Origin of the sequence: Silvania hatchlandensis (genome assembly GCF_025564065.1) — a bacterium.
GTDB lineage: Bacteria > Pseudomonadota > Gammaproteobacteria > Enterobacterales > Enterobacteriaceae > Enterobacter > Enterobacter hatchlandensis.
This window is the reverse complement of the sequence record NZ_JAMGZK010000051.1, coordinates 1-25193: the sequence shown is the minus strand read 5'-3', so window position 1 is coordinate 25193 and position 25193 is coordinate 1. Positions and strand designations below refer to the sequence as shown.

Sequence of the window (25193 nt, the reverse complement as noted above, 5' to 3'; positions counted from 1 at the left end):
TTTCAGCCTGATGTGCTATTAAATCTATTCAAGTATCTATTCATCGAGCTATTCACCCATGCACGCGTTAAACGATCTGCTCTTACAGGGCCCTGTTTCTGCACCAGAACTGCGTGGGCAGTTAGGCGTTAGCCAGGCGACGTTTTCACGTCTGACCAGGGCCGACGCACGCGTGATCCAGTTTGGCAAAGCGCGGGCCACACGTTATGCCCTGAACAGGCCGATAAAAGGCATTGCGACTTTTCCGCTCTGGCGTGTGAACGAGCAGGGCAGGGCGTACAAATTTGGCGATGTCTATCCTTGCTGGCCGCAGGGAAGTTGTCTGGTGAAGGATGCCGAAGGAGGCTGGGAATGGTTTGACGGGCTTCCCTGGTATCTGACCGATCTTCGTCCGCAGGGCTTTTTGGGGCGGGCGTGGGGACGCCGCTTCGCGCAGCAGTACGCTCTGCCTGACGATATTCGCCTGTGGCAGGAAAGCGATGTGCTTTATGCGCTCAGCCGGTTTACCGGGGAAAACTTTGGTGGCTGGCTGGTGGGAGAAGAAAACTACCAGCGCTGGTTTGCCAGCGCCGAACCTGAGGTCATTCAGGAAGACGAAAAGCAGCAAAAATATGAGCAGCTTTCGCAGGAAGCGCTTGCCGGAGAAATCGTCGGTTCGTCTGCGGGTGGCGAGCAGCCTAAATTTGTCTGCATCGCCCCGACGCCGGTGCTGGTTAAGTTTACTGCCCCCCAGTTAACGCCCGTTTCTGAGCGCTGGTGCGATCTGCTCTTTGCCGAAGCCATTGCGCTCGGAATACTGGCTCAGGAGGGGATCCCGGCCGCTGAGGCAACCGCGCTGCAGGGCGAAAAGGGTCAGGTATTCCTGCAGGTCGCGCGATTCGACTGTGTGGGGATCGCGGGAAGACGGGCGATTGTTTCGCTGGAGGCAACGCAGAGTGAATTCATTTCGGCCACGTCATCATGGCCGCTGGCAGTGGCAAAGCTGGTTAATGCCGGCGTTGTTGCGCCAGAGACAGTGGCCCACATCGAACGGATTTGGGCTTTTGGCCGCCTGATTGGCAACAGCGACATGCACGCCGGAAATCTCTCGTTCTATTATTCCCGACTGCCGCTTGAGCTGGCGCCCGTTTACGACATGCTGCCGATGGCATTGGCTCCCACCGGTCAGGGCGTCATCCGCCAGGAACCCTGTGAGCTGCGTTTTGATGCCGGGCTTTCTCGTCAGGCCTGGGAATTTGCGCTCCCCCTCGCGTATCGCTTCTGGGAAAGCCTGCAGGCTGACGTACGTATCAGCGCCGGCTTCCGCCATATTGCGTCTGGCATGATCGCCCGGCTGGACGAAATACGCGTCATGGTCAATAAAATGGCCTGACAGGTGCGTCCTGCAGGCCAGCTCATTATCTCACGGCACGCGCAATCCAGGCCGACAGCTCTTGCAACTCGGCTTCCTGCGCCGGGAAATCCGCGATCAGCGCGTCGCACGCCTGCTGCAGTTTGTCTGCACGGTATAAACACCCCTGCAAACGTGCCGCCAGCGCCTCTAAAGGTGCCGGATTCAGGCTATCGGTAAACACCTGCGTGCGGGTGATATGGCCCTTCTCGACGTCGAAGTGCAGCTCCACGCCGCCCCAGGTGAAGCGCTCGTCCAGCAGATGGGAGAACGCAGGCGCCTGGCCGAAGTTCCACTCCCAGCTGCTCTGGCGGGCAAAGGTTTCAGCAAAGTTCGGCAGGTCCGGGGTGTTATCCGGGGAGATCACTTCGGCTTCGACGCGTTCGCCATAGTGGGCAAAGAAGGCCTCACGAATGGCCTCGCAGATCTGTTCATGCGTCACGCCGGGCAGCAGATCCACCAGATTCGCGACGCGACCGCGCACGGAGGTAATGCCCTTGGCCTGGAGCTTCTTCTGGTCTGGATTGAGGTAGTTCGCCAGGCGGCTGAGGTCAGCATTCAGCAGCAGGGTGCCGTGATGGAAGCCCCGGTCTGGCGTTTCGCGATAGGCAGAGCCGGAAACCTTCCTGTCACCTTCGGCTGTTTTCACCACCAGATCGTTGCGCCCGGACGCTTCTGCTGTCGCCCCCAGCGCCTCCAGCGCGTTGAGAACAATGCGGGTGGAGATGGTTTTGTCGTACTCGGGTTTCCCGGCCATAAAGGTAAAGCAGGTATTGCCGAGGTCGTGGAACACCGCGCCGCCGCCGCTGCTGCGGCGCGCCAACCGCACGTTGTCTTCTTCCATGCGCCGCGTATTGCACTCTTTCCACGGATTCTGCGCGCGACCAATCACCACGGTATCGGCGTTGCGCCACAGGAACAGCACCCGCTGCGTGGCGGGCATCTGGCGGAAGATGCACTCTTCCACCGCAAGGTTAAACCAGGGATCGTACGAATCAGAGATAAGCAGGCGCAAATCAGACATGGCGGTTTCCTTTGCTGAAACAAGCATCTACTTTACCACTAATCTTTCTTTTCGCTCTCTTCCTCTTCCGGGACCGATTTACTGGCGGTTAGCAGGAAAGGGGATTGCTGCCAGCGGGTGCGTTTGCCCTGCAGTAGCGTGCGGGTCAGTACCACCCCAATTGCCAGTGACAGCAGCAGCATCAGGCGTAGAATATTGGTGGTGTTATCCACCTGTTTGGCCTCGGTGGCCAGAGTATGGGTATCGAGCGTGAGGCGCAGATAGCCGAGCGGACCGTTTTTACCCTGAATGGGCTCAACAATCTGCTGGCTAAAGTAGCCCCCGGCCTTTTTGCCATCCAGCGCAAGCCTGTCGCGCACGGCAACATGCTCACCGGCACGGGCAATCAGACCGCCTTCTTCGTCATAAACACTGGCATCAAGGATCCGGCTCTCTTTTGTCAGCAGATTGAGCACCTGGGTAATGCGCTTCTCATCTGGCGTTTCGGTATGCATTGCCGGGGCGACGTTGAGCGAGACCTGATGTGCCAGCGTGCGGGCCAGTTCTTCGAGTTGCGGATTACGCTGTCGTTGATGGTTCTGGCTGAACCACGAGGCACCCTGCATCAACGCCACCAGAAGTGCGAGACAGGACAGGACAATCACGGCACGATGAAGCCGGAATTTCAGTTTTGCGCGAGCCATATTCCACCTGCTGAAAATTTTCGGGTTAATGTTGCCAGAAGTGATGGTTACAAGGTAGCCTCATGCGTTATTTTCACCCCCTGGATGATTCCCGGCGCGAACGATTTTACAGGAGCTTTAATGCCAAACATTACCTGGTGCGACCTGCCCAATGAAGTCCCTCTCTGGCCAGGATTGCCGCTCTCATTAAGTGGTGATGAGGTAATGCCACTGGATTACCATGCTGGCCGTAGCGGCTGGCTGCTGTACGGACGCGGCCTGGATAAACAGCAGCTTACGCGTTATCAGAGCAAGCTTGGCGCGGCGATGGTGATCGTGGCCGCCTGGTGTGTCGAAGATTATCATGTCATCCGTCTGGCCGGGTCGTTGACCCCGCGTGCCACCCGTCTGGCGCACGATGCCGGGTTTGATGTCGCGCCGCTGGGTAAAATCCCGCATCTGAAAACGCCGGGACTGCTGGTGATGGATATGGATTCGACCGCCATTCAGATCGAATGCATCGATGAGATCGCTAAACTGGCCGGGACCGGCGAGATGGTGGCCGAAGTGACCGAGCGGGCGATGCGCGGTGAACTGGACTTTACGGCCAGCCTGAAGCAGCGCGTGGGCACGCTGAAAGATGCCGATGCCAATATCCTGCTGCAGGTGCGTGAGAAGCTGCCGCTGATGCCGGGCCTGACCCAACTGGTGCTGAAGCTGGAAACCCTGGGCTGGAAAGTGGCGATCGCCTCTGGCGGATTCACTTTCTTTGCCGACTACCTGCGCGACAAGCTGCGCCTGGATGCCGTGGTCGCCAACGAGCTGGAGATCCGCGACGGTAAGCTGACCGGCAACGTCATCGGCGATATCGTCGATGCTCAGTACAAAGCCAATACCCTGCTGCGGTTGGCCGATAAGTATGACATTCCCGCTGCCCAGACCGTGGCGATCGGTGACGGCGCTAACGATCTGCCGATGATCAAAGTGGCCGGGCTGGGCATTGCCTACCATGCCAAACCTACCGTAAATGAAAAGACGGAAGTCATTATCCGTCATGCTGACCTGATGGGGGTGTTCTGCATTCTCTCCGGCAGCCTGAATCAGAAATAACGAGGTAAAACGTGGCGAAAGCTCCAAAACGCGCATTTGTCTGTAATGAATGTGGTGCGGATTATCCGCGCTGGCAGGGGCAGTGCAGCGCCTGTCATGCATGGAATACCATCACCGAAGTGCGCGGCATTGCCGCTTCGCCAACCGTTGCCCGTAACGAGCGCCTGAGCGGCTATGCGGGCAATGCGGGTACGTCTAAAGTTCAGAAGCTCTCTGACATCAGCCTTGAAGCGCTGCCGCGTTTCTCGACCGGTTTTAAAGAGTTTGATCGGGTGCTGGGGGGCGGGGTGGTGCCGGGAAGTGCAATCCTGATCGGCGGCAACCCGGGGGCCGGGAAATCGACTCTGCTGCTGCAAACGATGTGCAAGCTCGCCGAAAACATGAAAACCCTGTATGTCACCGGGGAAGAGTCGCTGCAGCAGGTTGCGATGCGTGCGCACCGCCTGGGGCTACCAACCGCCAACCTGAATATGCTCTCCGAAACCAGCATCGAGCAGATCTGCATGATTGCAGAAGAAGAGCTGCCGAAGCTGATGGTCATCGACTCCATCCAGGTGATGCACATGGCGGACATTCAGTCGTCACCGGGCAGCGTTGCCCAGGTGCGTGAAACCGCCGCCTACCTGACGCGCTTTGCTAAAACGCGTGGGGTGGCGATTGTGATGGTGGGTCATGTGACCAAAGATGGTTCGCTGGCGGGTCCGAAAGTGCTGGAGCACTGTATCGACTGTTCGGTGATGCTCGACGGGGATGCCGATTCCCGTTTTCGGACCCTGCGTAGCCATAAAAACCGCTTTGGCGCGGTGAATGAGTTAGGCGTCTTCGCCATGACCGAGCAAGGGCTGCGTGAAGTCAGCAACCCGTCGGCCATCTTCCTCAGTCGCGGTGACGAAGTGACCTCCGGCAGTTCGGTCATGGTGTTGTGGGAAGGGACGCGCCCACTGCTGGTTGAAATCCAGGCGCTGGTGGATCACTCCATGATGGGCAACCCGCGGCGCGTTGCGGTCGGGTTAGAACAGAACCGATTAGCCATCCTGTTGGCCGTGTTGCACCGCCATGGCGGCCTGCAGATGGCGGATCAGGATGTCTTCGTCAACGTGGTGGGTGGCGTTAAAGTGACCGAAACCAGTGCTGACCTGGCACTGCTGCTGGCGATGGTCTCGAGCCTGCGCAACCGCCCGCTGCCGCAGGATTTGGTCGTGTTTGGCGAAGTGGGGCTGGCAGGGGAAATTCGCCCGGTGCCGAGTGGTCAGGAACGTATTTCTGAAGCCGCGAAGCATGGCTTCCGTCGTGCCATTGTTCCGGCGGCAAACGTACCGAAAAAGCTGCCTGACGGGATGAAAGTGTTCCCGGTTAAAAAACTCTCGGATGCGCTAAGTGTCTTTGACGACTTATAATTACCTATTCGAAGTTGCAGGAGGCACCGTAATTTATGTCGTCATTTGACTATCTCAAAACCGCAATCCGCCAGAAAAACTGCACCTTGCAGCAGGTGGCGGAAGCCAGCGGAATGACCAAAGGCTACTTAAGCCAGCTGCTGAATGCCAAAATCAAAAGCCCCAGCGCACAGAAGCTGGAAGCGCTGCACCGCTTTCTGGGGCTTGAATTCCCGCGTATGCAAAAGAACATCGGCGTGGTATTCGGCAAGTTTTATCCGCTGCATACCGGGCATGTCTATCTGATCCAGCGCGCCTGTAGCCAGGTGGACGAACTGCATATCATCATGGGCTACGATGAGAAGCGCGACCGGGAGCTGTTCGAAGCGAGCGCCATGTCGCAGCAGCCCACTGTGTCAGACCGTCTGCGCTGGCTGTTACAGACATTTAAATACCAGAAGAACATCCGCATTCATGCCTTTAATGAAGAGGGCATGGAGCCCTATCCGCACGGCTGGGACGTGTGGAGTAACGGCATTAAAGCGTTTATGGAAGAAAAAGGTATTCAGCCTAACTGGATCTATACCTCTGAAGAGTCTGATGCGCTGCAATATCCACAGCATCTGGGCACGGAGACGGTGCTTATCGACCCCAAACGCACCTTTATGAACATCAGCGGGGCACAGATCCGCGAGAACCCATTCCGCTACTGGGAGTACATCCCGACGGAAGTGAAGCCGTTCTTCGTACGCACCGTGGCGATCCTCGGCGGGGAATCCAGCGGGAAATCCACGCTGGTCAACAAACTGGCGAACATCTTTAACACCACCAGCGCCTGGGAATACGGTCGCGATTACGTCTTTTCGCATCTCGGCGGCGACGAGATGGCGCTCCAGTATTCCGACTACGATAAAATCGCGCTGGGCCATGCGCAGTACATTGATTTCGCGGTTAAATACGCCAACAAGGTTGCGTTTGTCGATACCGATTTCGTCACCACCCAGGCGTTCTGTAAAAAGTACGAAGGCCGCGAACACCCGTTTGTACAGGCGCTGATCGACGAATACCGCTTTGATCTGGTGATCCTGGTAGAGAACAACACCCCGTGGGTGGCCGATGGGATGCGCAGCCTGGGCAGCTCAGTGGACAGGAAAGAGTTCCAGACCATGCTGGTGGAGATGCTAAAAGCGAACAACATCGACTATATGCATGTGGAAGAGGCGGATTACGACGGTCGCTTCCTGCGTTGCGTGGAGCTGGTGAAAGAGATGATGGGGGAGAAGAGGTAGCGGCCAGATCCCTCTCCCACAGCAATAAAAAAGGCAACTTGCGTTGCCTTTTTGCTTTTACTTGGCGATACGCTTGTACTTGATACGCTTCGGCTCCAGCGCATCGGCGCCCAGCGTGCGTTTCTTGTACTCTTCGTATTCGGTGAAGTTACCTTCGAAGAACTCCACTTTACCTTCATCCTGATAGTCGAGGATGTGGGTTGCCACGCGGTCCAGGAACCAACGGTCGTGCGAGATGATCATTGCGCAGCCCGGGAACTCCAGCAGGGCGTTTTCTAACGCACGCAGGGTTTCGATATCCAGGTCGTTGGTCGGTTCATCGAGCAGCAGAACGTTGCCGCCAACCTGCAGCAGCTTCGCCAGGTGCAGACGACCGCGCTCACCGCCGGACAGTTCGCCGACGCGTTTGCCCTGATCGACACCTTTGAAGTTGAAGCGGCCCACGTAAGCACGGCTTGGCATCTCGGTGTTGCCGATACGCATAATATCCTGCCCGCCGGACACTTCTTCCCACACGGTTTTGCTGTTATCCATCGCGTCACGGAACTGGTCAACGGAGGCCAGCTTCACGGTATCGCCCAGGGTAATGGTGCCGCTGTCAGGCGTTTCCTGACCGGACATCATGCGGAACAGCGTTGATTTACCCGCGCCGTTCGGACCGATGATGCCGACAATCGCCCCTTTCGGTACGGCGAAGCTCAGATCGTCGATCAGCAGACGATCGCCGTAAGACTTGCGCAGGTTGCTGACTTCAACCACTTTGTCACCCAGACGGGCGCCAGGTGGAATAAACAGTTCGTTGGTTTCGTTACGCTTCTGGTATTCAGCGTTGTTCAGCTCTTCAAAGCGTGCCAGACGGGCTTTACCCTTAGACTGACGGCCTTTCGCGCCCTGACGAACCCACTCCAGCTCTTTCTCAATCGATTTACGACGAGCAGCTTCCTGAGATGCTTCCTGCGCCAGACGCTGATCTTTCTGCTCCAGCCAGGAGGAGTAGTTACCTTCCCACGGAATACCTTCACCACGGTCAAGCTCGAGGATCCAACCCGCAACGTTATCGAGGAAGTAACGGTCGTGGGTGATCGCCACCACGGTGCCTTCGAAGTCGTGCAGGAAGCGTTCCAGCCAGGCGACGGATTCTGCATCCAGGTGGTTCGTCGGTTCGTCGAGCAGCAGCATGTCTGGTTTTTCCAGCAGCAGACGGCACAGCGCGACGCGGCGGCGTTCACCCCCGGAGAGTTTGTCGACTTTCGCATCCCAGTCCGGTAGACGCAGGGCATCGGCCGCACGCTCCAGCTGGACGTTCAGGTTGTGGCCGTCGTGCGCCTGGATAATCTCTTCAAACTTGCCTTGCTGCGCAGCGAGTTTGTCGAAGTCCGCATCTGGCTCTGCGTATTTGGCGTACACCTCGTCCAGACCTTTCAGCGCGTTAACCACTTCGGCAACGGCCTCTTCAATGGACTCGCGAACGGTGTGTTCCGGATTCAGCTTCGGTTCCTGTGGCAGGTAACCGATTTTAAGGCCTGGCTGCGGACGGGCTTCACCTTCGATGTCTGTATCGATGCCGGCCATGATGCGCAGCAGGGTGGACTTACCGGCACCGTTGAGGCCCAGAACGCCGATTTTTGCGCCCGGGAAGAAGCTCAGCGAGATATTTTTGAGAATATGACGTTTCGGCGGAACCACTTTGCCGACACGATGCATGGTATAAACGAATTGAGCCACGTTGGACTTCGCCTCTTTTATGGTGATGAGAATAGCTGCGAAGTGTAGCCTTTTTCCTTCTCTAATCCCAGCCATCGACATCGGGAGTGTTAAAGGGCGCAAGAAAGGTAAAAATGTGTCCATGACGTGGCGCGTTGTCTGATGCCTGGTTAGCATAAGTTAAAGACGCTTTTGCGCGGCAAGACGCTGCATTTAACAACGATTAACAGAGGACGAGCGTGTGGTAAAAGCCAAACAGGTGGCCTGGCGACTGCTGGCCGCCAGCGTCTGCGTACTGACGATCAGTAGCGCAGCGCGAGCCGATTCACTGGATGAACAACGTAATCGCTATGCACAGATTAAACAGGCGTGGGATCAGCGGCAGATGGACACAGTCCAGGCGCTGATGCCCACGCTGAAAGCCTATCCGCTGTACCCGTATCTGGAATACCGCCAGATTACCGACGATCTGATGAACCAGCCTACCGTCGCCGTCAGCAACTTTATTCAGGCCAACCCGACGCTGCCGCCTGCGCGCACCTTACAGTCGCGCTTTGTCAATGAGCTGGCGCGGCGTGAAGACTGGCGCGGCCTGCTGGCCTTTAGCCCGGAAAAGCCCGGCACCACGGAAGCGCAGTGTAATTATTACTATGCGAAATGGGCGACGGGCCAGCAGAACGATGCCTGGAACGGCGCTAAAGAGCTGTGGCTCACCGGCAAAAGCCAGCCCAATGCCTGCGACTCGCTGTTCGGCGCCTGGCGCGGCTCCGGCAAGCAGGATCCGCTGGCGTATCTTGAGCGGATCCGCCTGGCGATGAAATCGGGCAATACCCGTCTGGTGACTACCCTCGCCGGACAGATGCCGCCGGAGTATCAGACCATCTCCAGCGCGTTGATCCAGCTGGCAAACGATCCGAATACGGTGATGGACTTTGCCCGTAATACCGGTGCCACCGATTTTACCCGCCAGATGGCGGCAGTGGCGTTTACCAGCGTAGCCCGGGATGACGCGGAAAACGCCCGGCTGATGATCCCTACACTCGCGCAGGCGCAGCAACTCAATGACGATCAAACCCAGGAGCTGCGCGATATCGTGGCGTGGCGCCTGATGGGCAATGACATCACCGACGAACAGGCTCGCTGGCGTGATGATGCGATCATGCGCTCAAACTCCACCTCGCTGGTGGAGCGGCGCGTGCGTATGGCGCTCGGCAACGGCGATCGCCGCGGCCTGAATACCTGGCTGGCGCGCCTGCCGATGGAAGCCAAAGAGAAGGATGAATGGCGCTACTGGCAGGCCGATTTACTGCTGGAGCGCGGTCGCAATGATGAGGCAAAAACGATCCTCAGCAGCCTGATGCAGCAGCGCGGGTTTTATCCGATGGCTGCCGCACAGCGGCTTGGGGAAGAGTACACCTTCAAAATTGATAAGGCCCCGTCCGGCGTGAACGCCGCGCTGGTGCAAGGCCCGGAGATGGCGCGGGTACGCGAGCTGATGTACTGGAATCTGGATAACACCGCGCGCAGCGAGTGGGCTAACCTGGTCACCAGCCGCACCGTCGACGAAAAAGCGCAGCTGGCCCGATATGCCTTCGATAACCACTGGTGGGATCTGAGCGTGCAGGCGACGATCGCCGGTAAGCTGTGGGATCATCTCGAAGAGCGTTTCCCGCTGGCCTATAAAGATCTGTTTGATCGCTACACCCAGGGGAAAGACATTCCTGTCAGCTATGCGATGGCCATTGCCCGTCAGGAGAGCGCCTGGAACCCGAAAGTGCGCTCCCCGGTAGGTGCCAGCGGCCTGATGCAGGTGATGCCTGCTACCGCAGCGCACACGGTGAAGAAGTTTGCTATTCCGGGCTACAGCAGTCCATCGCAGCTGCTGGATCCGGATACCAACATCAATATCGGCACCACCTATCTGCAAAGCGTCTACCAGCAGTTCGGCAATAACCGTATCTTCGCCTCGGCGGCATATAACGCCGGTCCGGGACGGGTGCGAACCTGGCTGGGCAACAGCGCCGGGCGCATTGATGCGGTGGCGTTTGTCGAGAGCATTCCGTTCTCGGAAACGCGCGGCTATGTGAAGAATGTGCTGGCGTACGATGCCTACTATCGCTACTTCATGGGGCAGAAAGATAGCCTGATGAACGAGAGTGAGTGGCAGCGCCGTTACTGATCGGCGTGGGTTATGTTATGCTTGTACTCGTTTAAGAGTACGAAAGGCGGCATAACATGACCCAGCATTCCCCTTATTCATCGGCTATGGCCGAACAGCGTCATCAGGAGTGGCTTCGTTTTGTGGAGCTGCTTCGCCAGTCTTATGAACAGGATCTGCATTTACCTTTGCTGCAGCTGATGCTGACCCCGGACGAGCGCGAAGCGCTGGGCACCCGGGTGCGGATTATCGAAGAGTTGCTGCGTGGGGAGATGAGCCAGCGTGAGCTGAAAAGCGAGCTGGGCGCGGGGATCGCGACGATCACCCGCGGGTCAAACAGCCTGAAATCGGCACCGGTTGAGCTGCGCCAGTGGCTCGAAGCGATTTTGCTGGGCGATCAGCGGTAAACAGGGTTGTGAAACGGGCTTAACGCCAGGATCACTGCCTGATGATAAACGCCAGATCGCGTGAGTGCCCCGGCGGTAAACACGCCGATTGCCCCCTCTTTGCGACCTATCTCATCAATGCCGGTGTACTGTGACATCACCGGCCCCAGCGCCTCGCCTGCGCGGACTTTCTCCAGAATGATCGCGGGAAGGGGCAGGGTGGCGGAACGAGCCTCGCCGCGCTGCGTTGCGCTCTCAATCACCACCCAGCTAAAGGTGCTGTCGTTGTCGATCCCGGCTTCAATCGCGACCCAGTAGTCGGCCTGCGGACGCGCCAGCCGGGCATTGACGACACGATTCCGTGCGCCAGCTCGCGTTTCTTCGCTGCCCCAGGGCTGTTCCGGGACACCGCTCTCGACGGCAACGGCGTCAATGTGGCAGGATCCTTCGCCGAAGATCTGTTCGAATGCCCTTAGAATTGCCTGAATTTTGGCAGGATTAGTGGTAGCAGAGACAACCTGGTGCATAATTAAGCCTAACTCTAAAAATATCATCGCAGTATAACGGAAAAAAAGCATGTTACAGGTATACCTTGTTCGCCACGGTGAAACGCAGTGGAACGCCGAGCGACGTATTCAAGGCCAGTCAGACAGTCCACTTACTGCCAAGGGCGAGCAACAGGCCTGGCAGGTTGGTGAACGCGCCAAAACCCTTGGCATCACCCACGTTATCGCCAGCGATTTAGGTCGCACGCGACGCACAGCAGAGATTATCGCGCAAGCCTGCGGCTGCGATGTCACTGTGGATGCCCGCCTGCGCGAGCTGGATATGGGGGTGCTGGAAAAACGCCATATCGATTCCTTAACCGAGGCCGAAGAGGCCTGGCGTCAGACCCTGGTCAACGGTACCGAAGAGGGGCGTATACCGGATGGTGAATCGATGCTGGAACTGAGCGAGCGGATGCACGCGGCGCTGGCGGCCTGCCTGGCGTTGCCGCAGGGTAGCCGACCTTTGCTGGTCAGTCATGGGATGGCGTTGGGCTGTCTGGTAAGTACGATTCTCGGGCTTCCGGCCTGGGCGGAGCGCCGACTGCGTCTGCGTAACTGCTCGCTATCCCGCATCGACTATCAGCAAAGTCCGTGGCTGGCTTCCGGCTGGATCGTGGAGATGGCAGGGGATATCTCGCATCTCGATGCCCCTGCGTTAGATGAGCTTCAGCGCTAGCGGCGGACAGGAATCAGGTATTCGCAGCGCAGATCGATTGGGCGTGCTTCCGGCTTAACGTCACTGGCCGGATAGTAACGCTCAATGTCCTGCCCCTTTCTGCGGTTCAGGTTCAGCATTGGCATGCAGGTGCCATACACCGTCATGATAAAGTCCTGCACGCCAGTACCCAGCCCTTCATAGGTGAACATCACGTATTCACCGCCTTCTACGACGACCGGTTTCGCGCTCTGAATATAGCCATTGGCCATCTCAGGGGTTAAGGCGGTGGTATAGAAGACCTCCTGCTCATCGTCTTTTTCCAGACTCGGACGCGTTTCGTTCAGGCCGTACAGCACGGGCGGAATGGCCGGCGCATGGCTGAGAAAATCGCGCCAGAACTGGACGCGCATTTGATGACGAAATTCGGAAATCTGCTCCAGCGAACACGAATAGCTTTGGGTGGTGCCGACCAGGTGCGTTTCGGGCAGGGTGATGATTTCATGCTTCGGCATCGCGAATTCGCCCAGACGCAGTGGCGGGCGCATCCCGAAGGAGTTCCAGTCCGGTGAACGGCGATAGATCGCAGGGGTGAGCGAAAACTGTTTTTTGAACGCGCGGGTAAAGGTCTGCTGCGAATCAAAGCGATACTGCAGAGCGATATCCAGAATTGGGCGCGCAGTCAGGCGCAGCGCCACGGCAGATTTGGAAAGACGACGCGCACGAATATAAGCGCCGATGGCATGACCCGTGACATCCTTAAACATCCGTTGTAAATGCCACTTAGAATAACCCGCTTTTGCCGCCACGTTATCGAGTGACAAAGGCTGATCCAGATGGCCTTCCAGCCAGGTAAGAAGATCGCGAATAATTCCAGCCTGATCCATATACTATCCTCATCCTTAAAACAGCAGACACCCTGCTAACAGGTTAGTGGATGATAGCATTTTTTGATCTTTTAGCATTCAGTGTTTTTTTTGCGCATAAATGCGCATTTTTTGCTGCTTAGCGGGCCTTTATCCTAATCCTGTGATCTTGCTACCTTTTTCTGAATGATTGTTGAATAATTACTCTGTGTAATTTTAAAATATGGTAACAATATGAAATACAAGACATTGATCGCTGCAACGCTTCTGCTGCTGACTGGCCATGCCGTGCAGGCAGAGGAGATTGGTTCCGTCGATACCGTGTTTAAGGTTTTCGGGCCGGATCATAAAATTGTCGTCGAAGCCTTTGACGATCCTGACGTAAAAAACGTGACCTGCTACATCAGCCGGGCGAAAACCGGCGGCATCAAAGGCGGGCTTGGCCTTGCCGAAGATACCTCTGATGCGGCCATCTCCTGCCAGCAGGTTGGGCCGGTTGAGCTAAGCGATAAGATCAAAAACGGTAAGTCGCATGGCGAGGTGGTGTTCCAGAAACGCACCTCACTGGTGTTCAAAAAACTGCAGGTCGTGCGTTTCTACGACGCGAAGCGCAACACGCTGGCGTATCTGGCCTACTCCGATAAGGTCGTGGAAGGCTCGCCGAAGAATGCGCTAAGCGCCGTACCGATTATGCCGTGGCGCTAATTCAGGGAAGCCCAATGCAGCAACCGTTGATCTGGCTGGTGGAAGACGAAATCAGTATTGCCGAGACGCTTATCTACATGCTGTCGCAGGAAGGCTTTGCGGTGAAAGCGTTTGAGCGCGGGCTACCCGCGCTGGATGAAGTGCGCCGTCAGGCACCCGCGCTGGCGATCCTCGACGTCGGGCTGCCGGACATCAGTGGGTTTGAACTGTGCCGCCAGCTTCTGGCCCAGCATCCCTCCCTGCCTGTGCTGTTTCTTACCGCCCGCAGCGATGAGGTGGATAAGCTGCTGGGGCTGGAAATGGGGGCCGATGACTACGTCGCCAAGCCGTTTTCACCGCGCGAAGTCTGCGCCCGGGTGCGTACCATTTTGCGCCGGATGCAAAAGTCCGCCGTACCTTCCGACGTTGTGCGTATCGGGCAGTTTGAGCTGAACGAACCAGCGGCGCATATCAGCTGGTGCGGTGAAGCTTTAGCGCTGACGCGCTATGAATTTCTGCTGCTGAAAACCCTCCTGCACGCGCCCGGTCGCGTCTTTTCCCGTCAGCAGCTGATGGACCAGGTCTGGGGCGATGCCGGGGACAGTTTCGATCGCACGGTCGATACCCACATCAAAACGCTGCGCGCGAAATTACGCGCCATTGATGCCGAACAGTCCCCGATTACCACCCATCGCGGGCTCGGCTACAGTCTGGGGCTGTCTTAATGCGGATCGGCATGCGGCTCCTGCTCGGCTATTTCCTGATCGTCGCCATCGCCGCCTGGTTCGTGCTGTCGATATTTGTCCAGGAAGTGAAGCCCGGCGTGCGGCGTGCCACCGAAGGCACGCTGATTGACACGGCGACGCTACTGGCCGAAGTCGGGCGGGACGATCTGCTGAGTAACGATGCGCAAAACGGCAGGCTGGCGCAGGCTTTTTCCCAGCTTCATCAGCGCCCGTTTCGCGCCAACATTGGCGGCATTCACAAAGTGCGCAATGAATATCACGTCTACATGACCGACGCGCAGGGCCGGGTGGTGTTTGATTCAGCTGGTCACGCGCTCGGACAGGATTACTCCCGCTGGAACGACGTCTGGCGCACCCTGCGCGGGGAGTATGGCGCGCGCAGCACCCAGAGCGATCCCAACGATCCGCAAAGCACGGTGATGTACGTCGCGGCACCGATCGTCGACAAGGGTAAGATCGTCGGGGTGCTGAGCGTGGGAAAACCCAACAGCGCAATGGCCCCGGTGATCCACCGCAGCGAGCGGCGGATCCTGTGGGCGGGTGGGGCGCTGCTGGGTATCGCCCTGCTTATCGGCCTGGTCGTGGCGTGGTGGATTAACCGGTCGATTGGCACGCTGTCGCGCTATGCTGATTCTGTCACCCAGGATACCCCCCTGCCTTTACCCGATCCCGGCAGCAGCGAGCTGCGCAAGCTGGCGCAGGCGCTGGAAAATATGCGCATCCGCCTCGAAGGCAAAAACTACATCGAGCATTATGTCCACGCGCTGACCCATGAGCTAAAAAGCCCGCTGGCGGCGATCCGCGGCGCGGCAGAAATCCTCGCAGAACAGCCGCCGCCGCCGGTTGCTGCGCGGTTTATCGAGAACATTCTGGTGCAAAATGCGCGGATGCAGTCGCTGGTAGAAAAGCTGCTTGAGCAGGCTAAGCTGGAAAACCGCGTTGAGATTGCCCCGGCCCCGGTAAGCCTTGAGGCACTGTTCGCCCGGCTGAGCGATGCGCGATCCGCGCTGCTGGCTGCGAAAAATATCACTCTGACACAGCAGAGCGCATCGCTGACGATCAAGGGCGACGAGGCATTGCTGGAGCAAGCGCTGGGGAATCTGCTGGATAACGCGATCGACTTTACGCCGGAAGGGGGCAGTATTGTACTTGCGGCCCATGAGGCCCATCAGCAGGTGCAGCTCCGGGTTATCGACAGTGGCAGCGGGATACCCGATTACGCGCTGGCGCGTATTTTCGAGCGCTTTTACTCGCTCCCGCGCAGCAACGGCCTGAAAAGCAGCGGGCTTGGGCTGGCGTTTGTTCAGGAGGTGGCGCGACTGCATCACGGCGAAATTGAACTTCGTAACCACCCGGAGGGTGGCGTTGAGGCCCGGCTGACACTTCACCGTCCCTTCACATAGCTTCAAACTGAGCGCACATAGCAGGGTTAGGCTTTCCCCATTACATAGGAGAGCCAATGATGAAATCCCCCCTTTTCTGGAAAGTAAGCACCCTGCTGGGTTGCATCCTGCTGTTAATTATCCCATTGATGATGGTGAGTACGCTGATTTCGGAGCGTGAAAGTTATCGCAACGATGTCGAAAACACGCTTCGCCAAAGCACCAGTGGCCCCCAGCAGCTGGTTGGCCCGCTGATCGCCATTCCGGTGACGGAGATTTATTACAAGTACGAGGACGACAAGCAGACTGAACATAAACGGAGCTACATGCACTTTATCCTGCCGGAGACGCTGATGGTCGAGGGTGATCAGCAGGTTGAATCACGAAGCATCGGGATCTATGACGGTCAGATCTGGAATACCCGTCTCAACATCAAAGCGCAGTTTACGACCGATAAACTGGCGCAGCTGAAGGGGGAGACGGTGACGCTCGGGCAGCCGTTTATCGTTACGGGCGTGGGGGATGCGCGGGGGATTGGTGCGGTGAGCATATCAAAAGTCAACGGCGAGACGCTGAGCATAGAGCCAGGTTCAGGGGTTTACGGGCCGTTATCCGGCGTTCATATGCCGTTGAGCGACAAGGTGATGGCGCTAAAAACCTTCACCCTCGAGATGACCTTGAATCTGGCGGGCACCGGCAGTTTTTCGGTGGTGCCGGTCGGGCGTAACAGCGAGATGACCCTCACCAGCAACTGGCCGCACCCCGGCTTTATGGGTAACTATCTGCCGGTTAAACACGACATCAGCGCTTCGGGTTTTCACGCAAACTGGCAGAGCAGCTGGTTTGCTAACAATCTGGGAGGGGAGTTCAACGACAAACAGACCCCTGAATGGAATTCAATGCCGGCCTTTAGCGTCACGGTCGCCACGCCTGCCGATCACTATCAGCTGACCGACCGGGCAATCAAGTACGCCATCTTACTTATCACCCTGACGTTTATGGCCTTTTTCGTCTTCGAAACCTTAACCGGGCTGCGTCTGCACCCAATGCAGTATCTGCTGGTGGGGCTGTCGCTGGTGTTGTTCTATCTGGTGCTGCTGGCGCTGTCAGAGCATGCTGGGTTTACCCCTGCCTGGATTATCGCAAGCCTGGTCGGGGCGCTGATGAACGGCGTTTATCTGCAGGCGGTACTGAAAAGCTGGAAGCGAAGCGGGATGTTTGTGCTGGCGCTGCTGGGACTGGATGTGGTGATGTGGTTCCTGCTGCGCTCGGAGGACAGCGCGCTGCTGCTGGGCTCCGCGGTGATGGCGCTGGCGCTGTTCACCGTGATGTACCTGACGCGTCACTTTGACTGGTACTCGCTTTCTCAGTCGAAGCGTAGTGAGCCACCCGCCGCGCCGGATAAGGATACGCTGCGGATCTGGAAATAAAAAAACGGCGCGAAAGCGCCGTTTTTAATGCGTTAAATGCGGGATTACTCCTGCAGGTCTCCGCAGAAACGATACCCTTCACCATGAATGGTGGCGATGATTTCTGGCGTATCCGGCGTGGATTCGAAGTGTTTACGAATACGGCGGATGGTGACATCAACGGTACGGTCGTGCGGCTTCAGCTCACGGCCGGTCATTTTTTTCAGCAGTTCTGCACGGGACTGGATCTTGCCCGGATTTTCGCAGAAGTGCAGCATGGCGCGGAATTCGCTGCGCGGCAGCTTGTACTGATCGCCCTGCGGGCTGACCAGAGAACGGCTATTAATATCCAGTTCCCAACCGTTGAATTTGTAGCTGTCTACGCTACGACGCTCTTCGCTGACCGTGCCAAGGTTCATGGTACGGGACAGCAGGTTGCGTGCACGAATGGTTAACTCGCGAGGGTTAAACGGCTTGGTAATATAGTCATCTGCACCAATTTCCAGGCCAAGAATTTTATCAACTTCGTTGTCGCGGCCAGTCAGGAACATCAGCGCGACATTCGCTTGCTCGCGCAGCTCGCGCGCCAGCAGCAGGCCGTTTTTACCCGGCAGGTTAATGTCCATGATAACCAGGTTGATATCATTTTCAGAAAGGATCTGATGCATCTCTGCGCCATCGGTCGCTTCAAAGACATCGTAGCCTTCTGCTTCGAAAATGCTCTTTAACGTGTTGCGTGTTACCAACTCGTCTTCAACGATAAGAATGTGCGGGGTCTGCATGTTTGCTACCTAAATTGCCAACTAAATCGAAACAGGAAGTACAAAAGTCCCTGACCAGCCTGATACATGTCATAAATTAACATGACCGGCGTAACGTGACTAAGGTACGTAATTGCGTTCTTGATGCACTTTCCATCAACGTCAACAACATCATTAGCTTGGTCGTGGGTACTTTCCCTCTGGACCCGACAGTGTCAAAAACGGCTGTCATCCTAACCATTTTAACAGCAACATAACAGGCTAAGAGGCACCGGACACCCAATAAAACTACGCTTCGTTGACATATATCAAATTCAATTGTAGCACGTTAACAGTTCGATGAAATCATCGTATCGGATTGGTTTCTTTTGTCACATTTTTTCAATAAACCAACTAGTTGCGACTCTTGATTAATAAACAAGGTGAATCCAATGTCAATACCGCATCGAAGAAGATATTATCATTAATAAACATGGGGATAAGTGCTTTTCTTTAACATTATCTCTCATTGTTCATTGAGGAAATAGTTTAGCGGTTTTAATTTATACTGAAACGCTATTTCGGTGATTTCTGTTGCAAATTTGTAAATTTGTGCTGCGTAATATGTTGATGCCCATCACATTTTTACCAGCTAACTGCCTAAAAAGAGAGCATAAATGGATCTGTCTATCGTACTGGTTTCCCCTGCAAGAGCGGAAAATGTCGGCGCTGCGGCGCGGGCAATGAAGACCATGGGGTTTACCGATTTGCGTATCGTCGCCAGTGATGCGCATTGCGATCCTGCGGCACGTTGGGTTGCGCATGGGTCGGGAGATATCCTCGATAATTTAACCACTTATGCAACGCTCGCCGACGCGTTGCATGATGCTTCTTTTACGGTCGCTACCACCGCCCGCGGCCGCTCGAAGTTTCATTACTATGCAACGCCCGCTGAACTGGTGCCGCTGCTGGCCGAAAAGAGCCAGTGGTTGCCAAAAGTCGCACTGGTTTTTGGCCGTGAAGATTCCGGTCTGACTAACGAGGAACTGGCGCTTGCCGACGTGCTGACCGGCGTCCCGATGGTGGCAGATTACCCGTCGCTGAATTTAGGCCAGGCGGTGATGGTTTATTGCTATCAATTAGCGTCCTTAATGCAAATCCCCGTTAAGCCCCTTGTTGAGGTAGACGAGAACCAACTGACAGCCCTGCGCGCGCGAACCGATCGCCTGCTGGCGTCGCTGAATGTCGCCGACGATCAAAAAATGGTGGACTGGCTGCAGCAGCGTCTTGGTCTGCTGGCGCAGCGAGACACCGCAATGCTGCACCGGTTGCTGCACGATATTGAAAAAAAACTGGCAGAGTAAAATTCTGTCATTGATTTTTGTTATGGTTAAAGGTTCCGTAAAAACGCGGTGCGTCCGGTCTGATCTGGTAAGAAATAAAAACTCAGGCAGCGAGACGTGAAAACGCGACCAGGGGCTCTGAAATTAGAAATAAATTGACTTAACACCGCGGATGCTTTAACCAATAGAGGTATACAGCACAGACAGATAATAATTACAGAGTACACAACATCCATGAAACGCATCAGCATCACCACAATTACCACAACCATCATCATTACCACAGGTAACGGTGCGGGCTGACGCGTACAGGAAATAAAAGAAAAAGCCCGCACCTGAACAGTGCGGGCTTTTTTTTCGACTAAAGATTACGAGGTAACAACCATGCGAGTGTTGAAGTTCGGCGGTACATCAGTGGCAAATGCAGAACGTTTTCTGCGTGTTGCCGATATCCTGGAAAGCAATGCCAGGCAGGGGCAGGTCGCAACGGTGCTGTCTGCCCCGGCTAAAATTACTAACCATCTGGTGGCGATGATCGAGAAAACCATCGGGGGGCAGGATGCGCTGCCGAACATCAGCGATGCCGAACATATTTTTACCGCCCTGCTGCAGGGACTGGCCGATGCTCAGCCTGGCTTTCCCCATGCGCAGTTGAAAGCCGTTGTTGAGCATGAATTTGCGCAAATCAAGCACGTTCTGCACGGTATCAGCCTGTTGGGACAGTGTCCGGACAGCATCAACGCGGCGCTGATCTGCCGCGGCGAAAAACTCTCTATCGCCATCATGGCGGGTCTGCTGGAGGCGCGGGGCCATCAGGTCACCGTCATCGACCCGGTCGAAAAACTGCTCGCCGTCGGCCATTACCTCGAATCGACCGTTGATATCGCCGAATCCACCCGCCGCATTGCCGCCGGTAAAATTCCGGCGAATCACATGATCCTGATGGCCGGTTTCACCGCCGGTAACGACAAAGGCGAACTGGTGGTGCTTGGCCGTAACGGTTCTGACTACTCTGCCGCCGTGCTGGCCGCCTGCCTGCGCGCCGACTGCTGCGAAATCTGGACCGATGTCGACGGCGTCTATACCTGCGACCCGCGCCAGGTCCCCGATGCCCGACTGCTGAAGTCGATGTCCTATCAGGAAGCGATGGAGCTGTCCTATTTCGGCGCCAAAGTGCTTCACCCTCGCACTATCGCCCCTATCGCGCAGTTCCAGATCCCGTGCCTGATTAAAAACACCGGCAACCCGCAGGCGCCAGGCACGCTGATTGGCGCCAGCAATGACGAAGACGGTCTGCCGGTAAAAGGCATCTCCAACCTTAATAACATGGCGATGTTCAACGTCTCCGGTCCGGGGATGAAAGGCATGGTCGGCATGGCGGCGCGCGTGTTTGCGGCGATGTCGCGCAACGGCATCTCCGTGGTGCTGATTACGCAGTCCTCCTCCGAGTACAGCATCAGCTTCTGCGTCCCACAGGCGGACTGCCTGCGCGCCCGCCGTGCGCTGGAGGAGGAGTTCTATCTGGAGTTAAAAGAGGAGTTACTGGAGCCGCTGGCCATCCAGGAACATCTGGCAATTATCTCCGTGGTCGGGGATGGCATGCGCACTCTACGCGGTATCTCCGCTAAATTCTTTGCGGCGCTGGCGCGGGCTAACATCAATATTGTGGCGATTGCGCAGGGCTCCTCCGAGCGCTCAATTTCCGTGGTGGTGGCTAATGACGACGCCACCACTGGCGTACGCGTGACCCATCAGATGTTGTTCAATACCGATCAGGTGATCGAAGTCTTCCTGATAGGTGTGGGCGGCGTCGGTGGTGCATTACTGGAACAGCTTAAGCGTCAGCAGGCGTGGCTCAAGAAGAAGCATATCGACCTGCGCGTGTGTGGTATCGCGAACTCAAAAGCACTGCTGACCAACGTTCATGGGCTGAACCTGGATAACTGGCAGGCAGAGATGGCGGAGGCGAAAGAGCCGTTTAATCTGGGTCGCCTGATCCGTCTGGTAAAAGAGTACCATCTGTTGAACCCGGTGATTGTTGACTGTACGTCACACCAGGCGGTGGCCGACCAGTATGCCGACTTCCTGCGTGAAGGCTTCCACGTCGTGACGCCCAACAAAAAGGCCAACACCTCGTCGATGGATTACTACCATCAGATGCGCCATGCAGCGGCCAAATCCCGGCGTAAATTCCTTTACGACACCAACGTAGGCGCGGGGCTGCCGGTTATTGAAAACCTGCAAAACCTGCTCAATGCCGGTGATGAACTGCAGCGTTTTTCCGGCATCCTGTCGGGCTCGCTCTCCTTTATCTTCGGTAAGCTCGACGAAGGCATGAGCCTGTCGGAAGCGACGAAAGTGGCCCGTGAGCTGGGCTATACCGAGCCTGACCCGCGTGACGATCTCTCCGGTACGGATGTGGCGCGCAAGCTGCTGATCCTCGCCCGTGAAACCGGCCGCGAGCTGGAGCTGGCGGATATCGTTATCGAACCGGTGCTGCCAGAAAGCTTTAACGATTCTGGCGATGTGTCGACCTTTATGGCGAATCTGCACCAGCTGGACGATCACTTCGCGGCCCGCGTCGCAAAAGCCCGTGATGAAGGGAAGGTATTGCGCTATGTTGGCAACATTGAAGAAGATGGCGTTTGCCGCGTGAAGATAGCGGAAGTGGACGGTAACGATCCGCTGTTCAAAGTGAAAAACGGCGAAAACGCGCTGGCGTTTTACAGCCACTATTATCAGCCACTGCCGCTGGTGCTTCGCGGCTATGGTGCAGGGAACGATGTGACGGCGGCGGGCGTGTTTGCCGATCTGCTGCGTACCCTGTCATGGAAGTTAGGAGTTTAACATGGTGAAAGTTTATGCCCCGGCTTCCAGCGCCAACATGAGCGTCGGATTTGATGTGCTGGGCGCGGCGGTGACGCCGGTAGATGGCTCATTGCTGGGTGATACGGTGACGGTAGAAGCGGCGGAGCGTTTTAGTCTGACCAACGTCGGACGCTTTGCCAGCAAGCTGCCGACAGAGCCGCGTGAGAATATTGTTTATCAGTGCTGGGAGCGTTTTTGCCAGGAGATTGGCAAAAACGTGCCGGTTGCCATGACCCTCGAAAAGAGCATGCCGATTGGTTCCGGATTAGGCTCCAGCGCTTGTTCGGTAGTGGCTGGCCTGGTGGCGATGAACGAGCACTGCGGCAAGCCGCTGAATAATACCCGCCTGCTGTCGCTGATGGGCGAGCTGGAAGGGCGGATCTCCGGCAGCATTCATTACGATAACGTCGCCCCCTGTTTCCTGGGCGGCATGCAGCTGATGATCGAAGAGAACGGCATCATCAGCCAGCAGGTGCCGGGCTTTGACGAGTGGCTGTGGGTGCTGGCGTACCCTGGCATTAAGGTCTCCACCGCCGAAGCGCGTGCAATCCTGCCTGCGCAGTATCGTCGTCAGGACTGCATTGCGCACGGTCGCCATCTGGCGGGCTTTATTCATGCCTGCTATACCCGTCAGCCAGGGCTGGCGGCGAAACTGATGAAAGACGTGATTGCTGAGCCGTACCGCACCAAATTGCTGCCGGGCTTCAATGCAGCGCGCAGTGCCGCGCTGGATATCGGCGCGCAGGCCTGCGGCATTTCCGGCTCTGGCCCGACGCTGTTTGCCCTTTGCGATAAGCCGGATACGGCTGAGCGGGTAGCGGTTTGGCTGGAAAAAAATTACCTGCAAAATCAGGAAGGCTTTGTTCATATTTGCCGTCTGGATACGGCGGGCGCACGAGTACTGGGATAAACGATGAAACTCTACAATCTGAAAGATCACAATGAGCAGGTCAGCTTCGCGCAGGCCTTGACTCAGGGGCTGGGTAAAAATCAGGGGCTGTTCTTCCCGCACGAGCTGCCGGAATTTGGCCTGACTGAAATCGACGAGATGCTGAAGCAGGACTTCGTCACCCGCAGCACCAAAATCCTCTCGGCCTTTATCGGCGACGAAATTCCGCAGGAGCTGCTGGAAGAGCGCGTGCGTGCGGCGTTTGCCTTCCCGGCGCCCGTAAGCCAGGTCGAGCCGGATGTCGGCTGCCTGGAACTGTTCCACGGCCCGACGTTGGCATTTAAAGATTTCGGCGGCCGCTTTATGGCGCAAATGCTGACCCACATCAGCGGTGACAAACCGGTCACTATCCTGACCGCCACCTCCGGCGATACCGGTGCGGCGGTCGCGCATGCCTTCTACGGCCTGAAAAACGTGCGCGTGGTGATCCTCTATCCGCAGGGAAAAATCAGCCCGCTGCAGGAAAAACTGTTCTGTACGCTCGGCGGCAACATTGAAACTGTCGCCATCGACGGCGACTTCGATGCCTGTCAGGCGCTGGTTAAGCAGGCGTTTGATGACGAAGATCTGAAAGTCGCTCTCGGTCTGAACTCCGCTAACTCCATCAACATCAGCCGTCTGCTGGCGCAGATTTGTTACTACTTCGAAGCGGTGGCCCAGCTGCCACAGGAAGCGCGCAATCAGCTGGTGATCTCGGTGCCAAGCGGCAACTTTGGCGACCTGACGGCGGGCCTGCTGGCGAAGTCTCTTGGCCTGCCGGTGAAGCGTTTTATCGCTGCCACTAACGCCAACGACACGGTGCCGCGTTTCCTGAAAGAGGGCAAGTGGACGCCGAATACCACCCAGGCAACCCTGTCTAACGCCATGGATGTGTCACAGCCTAACAACTGGCCGCGCGTGGAAGAGCTGTTCCGCCGTAAAATCTGGCGCCTGAATGAGCTGGGCTATGCTGCGATCACTGACGAAACCACTAAACAGACCATGCGCGAGCTGAAAGCGGTGGGCTACACCTCTGAGCCGCACGCGGCCGTGGCGTACCGTGCCCTGCGCGATCAGCTGAATCCGGGCGAATATGGCCTGTTCCTTGGCACCGCCCATCCGGCGAAGTTCAAAGAGAGCGTGGATGAGATCCTCGGCGAATCCCTGCCGCTGCCAAAAGCGCTGGCGGATCGCGCCGATCTGCCGCTGCTGTCGCACAATCTGCCAGCGGATTTCACCGCGCTGCGTAAGTTGATGATGACGCGCGGATAATGATCTTCGCGGGATAGGGTTTTGTAGGCCCGGTAGGCGAAGCCGTCACCGGGCTTTTTTATGGAGAAAATAAGGAGAGAAATAGCAGAGAAAAAGTAGAAATTCCCAATAAATGCGGTCACTTACAGATTAGGATTGCAGAGAATAACATCCCCGCCCCCCCTCACGTAATCTCCTCCCATCGGCCCACGTCGGGCAAGAATGAAAAGGAGTAACCTATGTCTACATTGAAACCTGCGCTTCTGGCGCTTTCGCTGATGCTGGTCGCTCCGATGGCGGTGCAGGCCGCTGAAATTACCCTGGTGCCGGCGGTAAAACTGCAGATTGGCGATCGGGACAACCGCGGGCAGCACTGGGACGGCGGCCGCTGGCGCGACAACGACTGGTGGAAATCACACTATGAGTGGCGGGATAACCGCTGGCACCCGCATGACGATCGTCGCGAACATCATGATAATCGTCACGGCGATAAACATGGCAAGGGACCGGACTGGAAGCATCATTGATTATTCCCTCTCCCCTTTGGGGTGTACAGTCCGGGGACATAGTGAACACTTGTTCGGGGACATGGTAGACACTTACAACTAAGGCATAAGAACCCGTTTATGGAGCCACTTATGCCCTGGGATGCGAGAGATACCATGTCATTACGT

Annotated in this window: 24 protein-coding genes and 1 other annotated feature; of the genes, 18 read left to right on the top strand and 6 right to left on the bottom strand. The window is 56.6% G+C overall.

What is annotated here, in order from left to right:
• The first annotated feature begins 58 nt into the window (after positions 1 to 58).
• On the top strand, positions 59 to 1372 hold the full coding sequence (gene yjjJ / locus M8014_RS14505) for a type II toxin-antitoxin system HipA family toxin YjjJ (protein WP_271283119.1): 1314 nt from the start codon (positions 59 to 61) through the stop codon (positions 1370 to 1372).
• 25 nt (positions 1373 to 1397) lie between these two features.
• Here the strand turns inward: yjjJ and lplA are convergent, their stop codons facing one another.
• Both lplA and M8014_RS14495 read right to left on the bottom strand, forming a co-directional pair.
• On the bottom strand, positions 1398 to 2414 hold the full coding sequence (gene lplA, locus M8014_RS14500; RefSeq protein WP_271283118.1) for a lipoate--protein ligase: 1017 nt from the start codon (positions 2412 to 2414) through the stop codon (positions 1398 to 1400).
• Between the two features lie 38 nt (positions 2415 to 2452).
• Positions 2453 to 3097, bottom strand: a complete 645-nt coding sequence (locus M8014_RS14495) for a YtjB family periplasmic protein (RefSeq protein WP_271283117.1) — start codon at positions 3095 to 3097, stop codon at positions 2453 to 2455.
• A 120-nt stretch (positions 3098 to 3217) separates the two neighbouring features.
• Here M8014_RS14495 and serB point away from each other — a divergent pair, with 120 nt between their 5' ends.
• From serB to nadR, 3 genes are read left to right on the top strand one after another with little or no spacing between them, the layout of a single operon-like run.
• A complete protein-coding gene (gene serB, locus M8014_RS14490) occupies positions 3218 to 4186 on the top strand; it encodes a phosphoserine phosphatase (protein WP_271283116.1) in 969 nt (322 codons plus the stop codon).
• Between the two features lie 11 nt (positions 4187 to 4197).
• The gene (gene radA, locus M8014_RS14485; RefSeq protein WP_271283115.1) at positions 4198 to 5583 is read left to right on the top strand and encodes a DNA repair protein RadA; all 1386 of its coding nucleotides are present in this window, start codon (positions 4198 to 4200) and stop codon (positions 5581 to 5583) included.
• Positions 5584 to 5618: 35 nt separating this feature from the next.
• Complete coding sequence (nadR, locus tag M8014_RS14480) at positions 5619 to 6851, top strand: multifunctional transcriptional regulator/nicotinamide-nucleotide adenylyltransferase/ribosylnicotinamide kinase NadR (protein WP_271283114.1); 1233 nt, start codon at positions 5619 to 5621, stop codon at positions 6849 to 6851.
• A gap of 57 nt (positions 6852 to 6908) precedes the next feature.
• Here the strand turns inward: nadR and ettA are convergent, their stop codons facing one another.
• Positions 6909 to 8576, bottom strand: coding sequence for an energy-dependent translational throttle protein EttA (gene ettA / locus M8014_RS14475; RefSeq protein WP_271283113.1), 1668 nt, complete (start codon positions 8574 to 8576; stop codon positions 6909 to 6911).
• Between the two features lie 220 nt (positions 8577 to 8796).
• On the opposite strand from ettA, the gene sltY reads away from it, so the two are divergent.
• Both sltY and trpR read left to right on the top strand, forming a co-directional pair.
• Positions 8797 to 10734 carry a murein transglycosylase gene (sltY, locus tag M8014_RS14470; protein WP_271283112.1) on the top strand — a complete coding sequence of 646 codons (1938 nt, stop codon included), beginning with the start codon at positions 8797 to 8799 and terminating at the stop codon, positions 10732 to 10734.
• Positions 10735 to 10790: 56 nt separating this feature from the next.
• Positions 10791 to 11120 (top strand): trp operon repressor, encoded by a 330-nt coding sequence (gene trpR, locus M8014_RS14465; protein ID WP_271283111.1) that lies wholly within the window; start codon positions 10791 to 10793, stop codon positions 11118 to 11120.
• On the opposite strand, the gene yjjX is transcribed toward trpR, so the two are convergent.
• A complete protein-coding gene (gene yjjX / locus M8014_RS14460) occupies positions 11111 to 11626 on the bottom strand; it encodes an inosine/xanthosine triphosphatase (protein WP_271283110.1) in 516 nt (171 codons plus the stop codon). The two genes, trpR and yjjX, sit on opposite strands and share 10 nt — an antisense overlap.
• Before the next feature lie 49 nt (positions 11627 to 11675).
• Between yjjX and gpmB the strand changes: the two genes are divergently transcribed.
• Positions 11676 to 12323: a 2,3-diphosphoglycerate-dependent phosphoglycerate mutase GpmB gene (gene gpmB / locus M8014_RS14455; RefSeq protein WP_271283109.1), complete on the top strand. Its 648-nt coding sequence runs from the start codon at positions 11676 to 11678 to the stop codon at positions 12321 to 12323.
• On the opposite strand, the gene robA is transcribed toward gpmB, so the two are convergent.
• The gene (gene robA, locus M8014_RS14450) at positions 12320 to 13189 is read right to left on the bottom strand and encodes an MDR efflux pump AcrAB transcriptional activator RobA (protein WP_271283108.1); all 870 of its coding nucleotides are present in this window, start codon (positions 13187 to 13189) and stop codon (positions 12320 to 12322) included. The two genes, gpmB and robA, sit on opposite strands and share 4 nt — an antisense overlap.
• Before the next feature lie 213 nt (positions 13190 to 13402).
• On the opposite strand from robA, the gene creA reads away from it, so the two are divergent.
• The 4 genes from creA to creD are packed head-to-tail and all read left to right on the top strand — an operon-like array spanning position 13403 to position 17410.
• Complete coding sequence (gene creA, locus M8014_RS14445; RefSeq protein WP_271283107.1) at positions 13403 to 13873, top strand: protein CreA; 471 nt, start codon at positions 13403 to 13405, stop codon at positions 13871 to 13873.
• 14 nt (positions 13874 to 13887) lie between these two features.
• On the top strand, positions 13888 to 14577 hold the full coding sequence (creB, locus tag M8014_RS14440; RefSeq protein ID WP_271283106.1) for a two-component system response regulator CreB: 690 nt from the start codon (positions 13888 to 13890) through the stop codon (positions 14575 to 14577).
• The gene (creC, locus tag M8014_RS14435; RefSeq protein ID WP_271283105.1) at positions 14577 to 16001 is read left to right on the top strand and encodes a two-component system sensor histidine kinase CreC; all 1425 of its coding nucleotides are present in this window, start codon (positions 14577 to 14579) and stop codon (positions 15999 to 16001) included. Before creB ends, creC begins: the two co-directional genes overlap by 1 nt.
• Before the next feature lie 56 nt (positions 16002 to 16057).
• Positions 16058 to 17410: a cell envelope integrity protein CreD gene (gene creD, locus M8014_RS14430; RefSeq protein WP_271283104.1), complete on the top strand. Its 1353-nt coding sequence runs from the start codon at positions 16058 to 16060 to the stop codon at positions 17408 to 17410.
• A gap of 44 nt (positions 17411 to 17454) precedes the next feature.
• On the opposite strand, the gene arcA is transcribed toward creD, so the two are convergent.
• Positions 17455 to 18171, bottom strand: a complete 717-nt coding sequence (gene arcA / locus M8014_RS14425; protein WP_032616427.1) for a two-component system response regulator ArcA — start codon at positions 18169 to 18171, stop codon at positions 17455 to 17457.
• 95 nt (positions 18172 to 18266) lie between these two features.
• Here arcA and yjjY point away from each other — a divergent pair, with 95 nt between their 5' ends.
• The 7 genes from yjjY (at position 18267) to M8014_RS14390 (ending at position 25046) form a co-directional block, all read left to right on the top strand.
• Positions 18267 to 18407: a YjjY family protein gene (gene yjjY / locus M8014_RS14420; RefSeq protein ID WP_001541509.1), complete on the top strand. Its 141-nt coding sequence runs from the start codon at positions 18267 to 18269 to the stop codon at positions 18405 to 18407.
• Between the two features lie 399 nt (positions 18408 to 18806).
• Positions 18807 to 19493 (top strand): tRNA/rRNA methyltransferase, encoded by a 687-nt coding sequence (locus M8014_RS14415; protein ID WP_271283103.1) that lies wholly within the window; start codon positions 18807 to 18809, stop codon positions 19491 to 19493.
• Between the two features lie 213 nt (positions 19494 to 19706).
• Positions 19707 to 19775 (top strand): thr operon leader peptide, encoded by a 69-nt coding sequence (gene thrL, locus M8014_RS14410; protein ID WP_103181027.1) that lies wholly within the window; start codon positions 19707 to 19709, stop codon positions 19773 to 19775.
• Positions 19714 to 19831: a sequence feature (Thr leader region), on the top strand. (Overlaps the previous gene by 62 nt.)
• Positions 19832 to 19856: 25 nt before the next feature.
• Positions 19857 to 22319 carry a bifunctional aspartate kinase/homoserine dehydrogenase I gene (gene thrA / locus M8014_RS14405; protein WP_271283102.1) on the top strand — a complete coding sequence of 821 codons (2463 nt, stop codon included), beginning with the start codon at positions 19857 to 19859 and terminating at the stop codon, positions 22317 to 22319.
• A gap of 1 nt (position 22320) precedes the next feature.
• Positions 22321 to 23250 carry a homoserine kinase gene (gene thrB / locus M8014_RS14400; protein ID WP_271283101.1) on the top strand — a complete coding sequence of 310 codons (930 nt, stop codon included), beginning with the start codon at positions 22321 to 22323 and terminating at the stop codon, positions 23248 to 23250.
• 3 nt (positions 23251 to 23253) lie between these two features.
• Positions 23254 to 24540, top strand: a complete 1287-nt coding sequence (gene thrC / locus M8014_RS14395; RefSeq protein ID WP_271283100.1) for a threonine synthase — start codon at positions 23254 to 23256, stop codon at positions 24538 to 24540.
• A 218-nt stretch (positions 24541 to 24758) separates the two neighbouring features.
• Positions 24759 to 25046 (top strand): DUF2502 domain-containing protein, encoded by a 288-nt coding sequence (locus M8014_RS14390; RefSeq protein ID WP_271283099.1) that lies wholly within the window; start codon positions 24759 to 24761, stop codon positions 25044 to 25046.
• Positions 25047 to 25193 lie beyond the last annotated feature (147 nt).

Coding starts and splice junctions, on each gene's coding strand:
- yjjJ (WP_271283119.1), top strand. CDS start 59: ATGCACGCGTTAAACGATCTGCTCTTACAGGGCCCTGTTTCTGCACCA.
- lplA (WP_271283118.1), bottom strand. CDS start 2,414: ATGTCTGATTTGCGCCTGCTTATCTCTGATTCGTACGATCCCTGGTTT.
- M8014_RS14495 (WP_271283117.1), bottom strand. CDS start 3,097: ATGGCTCGCGCAAAACTGAAATTCCGGCTTCATCGTGCCGTGATTGTC.
- serB (WP_271283116.1), top strand. CDS start 3,218: ATGCCAAACATTACCTGGTGCGACCTGCCCAATGAAGTCCCTCTCTGG.
- nadR (WP_271283114.1), top strand. CDS start 5,619: ATGTCGTCATTTGACTATCTCAAAACCGCAATCCGCCAGAAAAACTGC.
- trpR (WP_271283111.1), top strand. CDS start 10,791: ATGACCCAGCATTCCCCTTATTCATCGGCTATGGCCGAACAGCGTCAT.
- yjjX (WP_271283110.1), bottom strand. CDS start 11,626: ATGCACCAGGTTGTCTCTGCTACCACTAATCCTGCCAAAATTCAGGCA.
- gpmB (WP_271283109.1), top strand. CDS start 11,676: ATGTTACAGGTATACCTTGTTCGCCACGGTGAAACGCAGTGGAACGCC.
- robA (WP_271283108.1), bottom strand. CDS start 13,189: ATGGATCAGGCTGGAATTATTCGCGATCTTCTTACCTGGCTGGAAGGC.
- creA (WP_271283107.1), top strand. CDS start 13,403: ATGAAATACAAGACATTGATCGCTGCAACGCTTCTGCTGCTGACTGGC.
- creB (WP_271283106.1), top strand. CDS start 13,888: ATGCAGCAACCGTTGATCTGGCTGGTGGAAGACGAAATCAGTATTGCC.
- creC (WP_271283105.1), top strand. CDS start 14,577: ATGCGGATCGGCATGCGGCTCCTGCTCGGCTATTTCCTGATCGTCGCC.
- creD (WP_271283104.1), top strand. CDS start 16,058: ATGATGAAATCCCCCCTTTTCTGGAAAGTAAGCACCCTGCTGGGTTGC.
- arcA (WP_032616427.1), bottom strand. CDS start 18,171: ATGCAGACCCCGCACATTCTTATCGTTGAAGACGAGTTGGTAACACGC.
- M8014_RS14415 (WP_271283103.1), top strand. CDS start 18,807: ATGGATCTGTCTATCGTACTGGTTTCCCCTGCAAGAGCGGAAAATGTC.
- thrA (WP_271283102.1), top strand. CDS start 19,857: ATGCGAGTGTTGAAGTTCGGCGGTACATCAGTGGCAAATGCAGAACGT.
- thrB (WP_271283101.1), top strand. CDS start 22,321: ATGGTGAAAGTTTATGCCCCGGCTTCCAGCGCCAACATGAGCGTCGGA.
- thrC (WP_271283100.1), top strand. CDS start 23,254: ATGAAACTCTACAATCTGAAAGATCACAATGAGCAGGTCAGCTTCGCG.
- M8014_RS14390 (WP_271283099.1), top strand. CDS start 24,759: ATGTCTACATTGAAACCTGCGCTTCTGGCGCTTTCGCTGATGCTGGTC.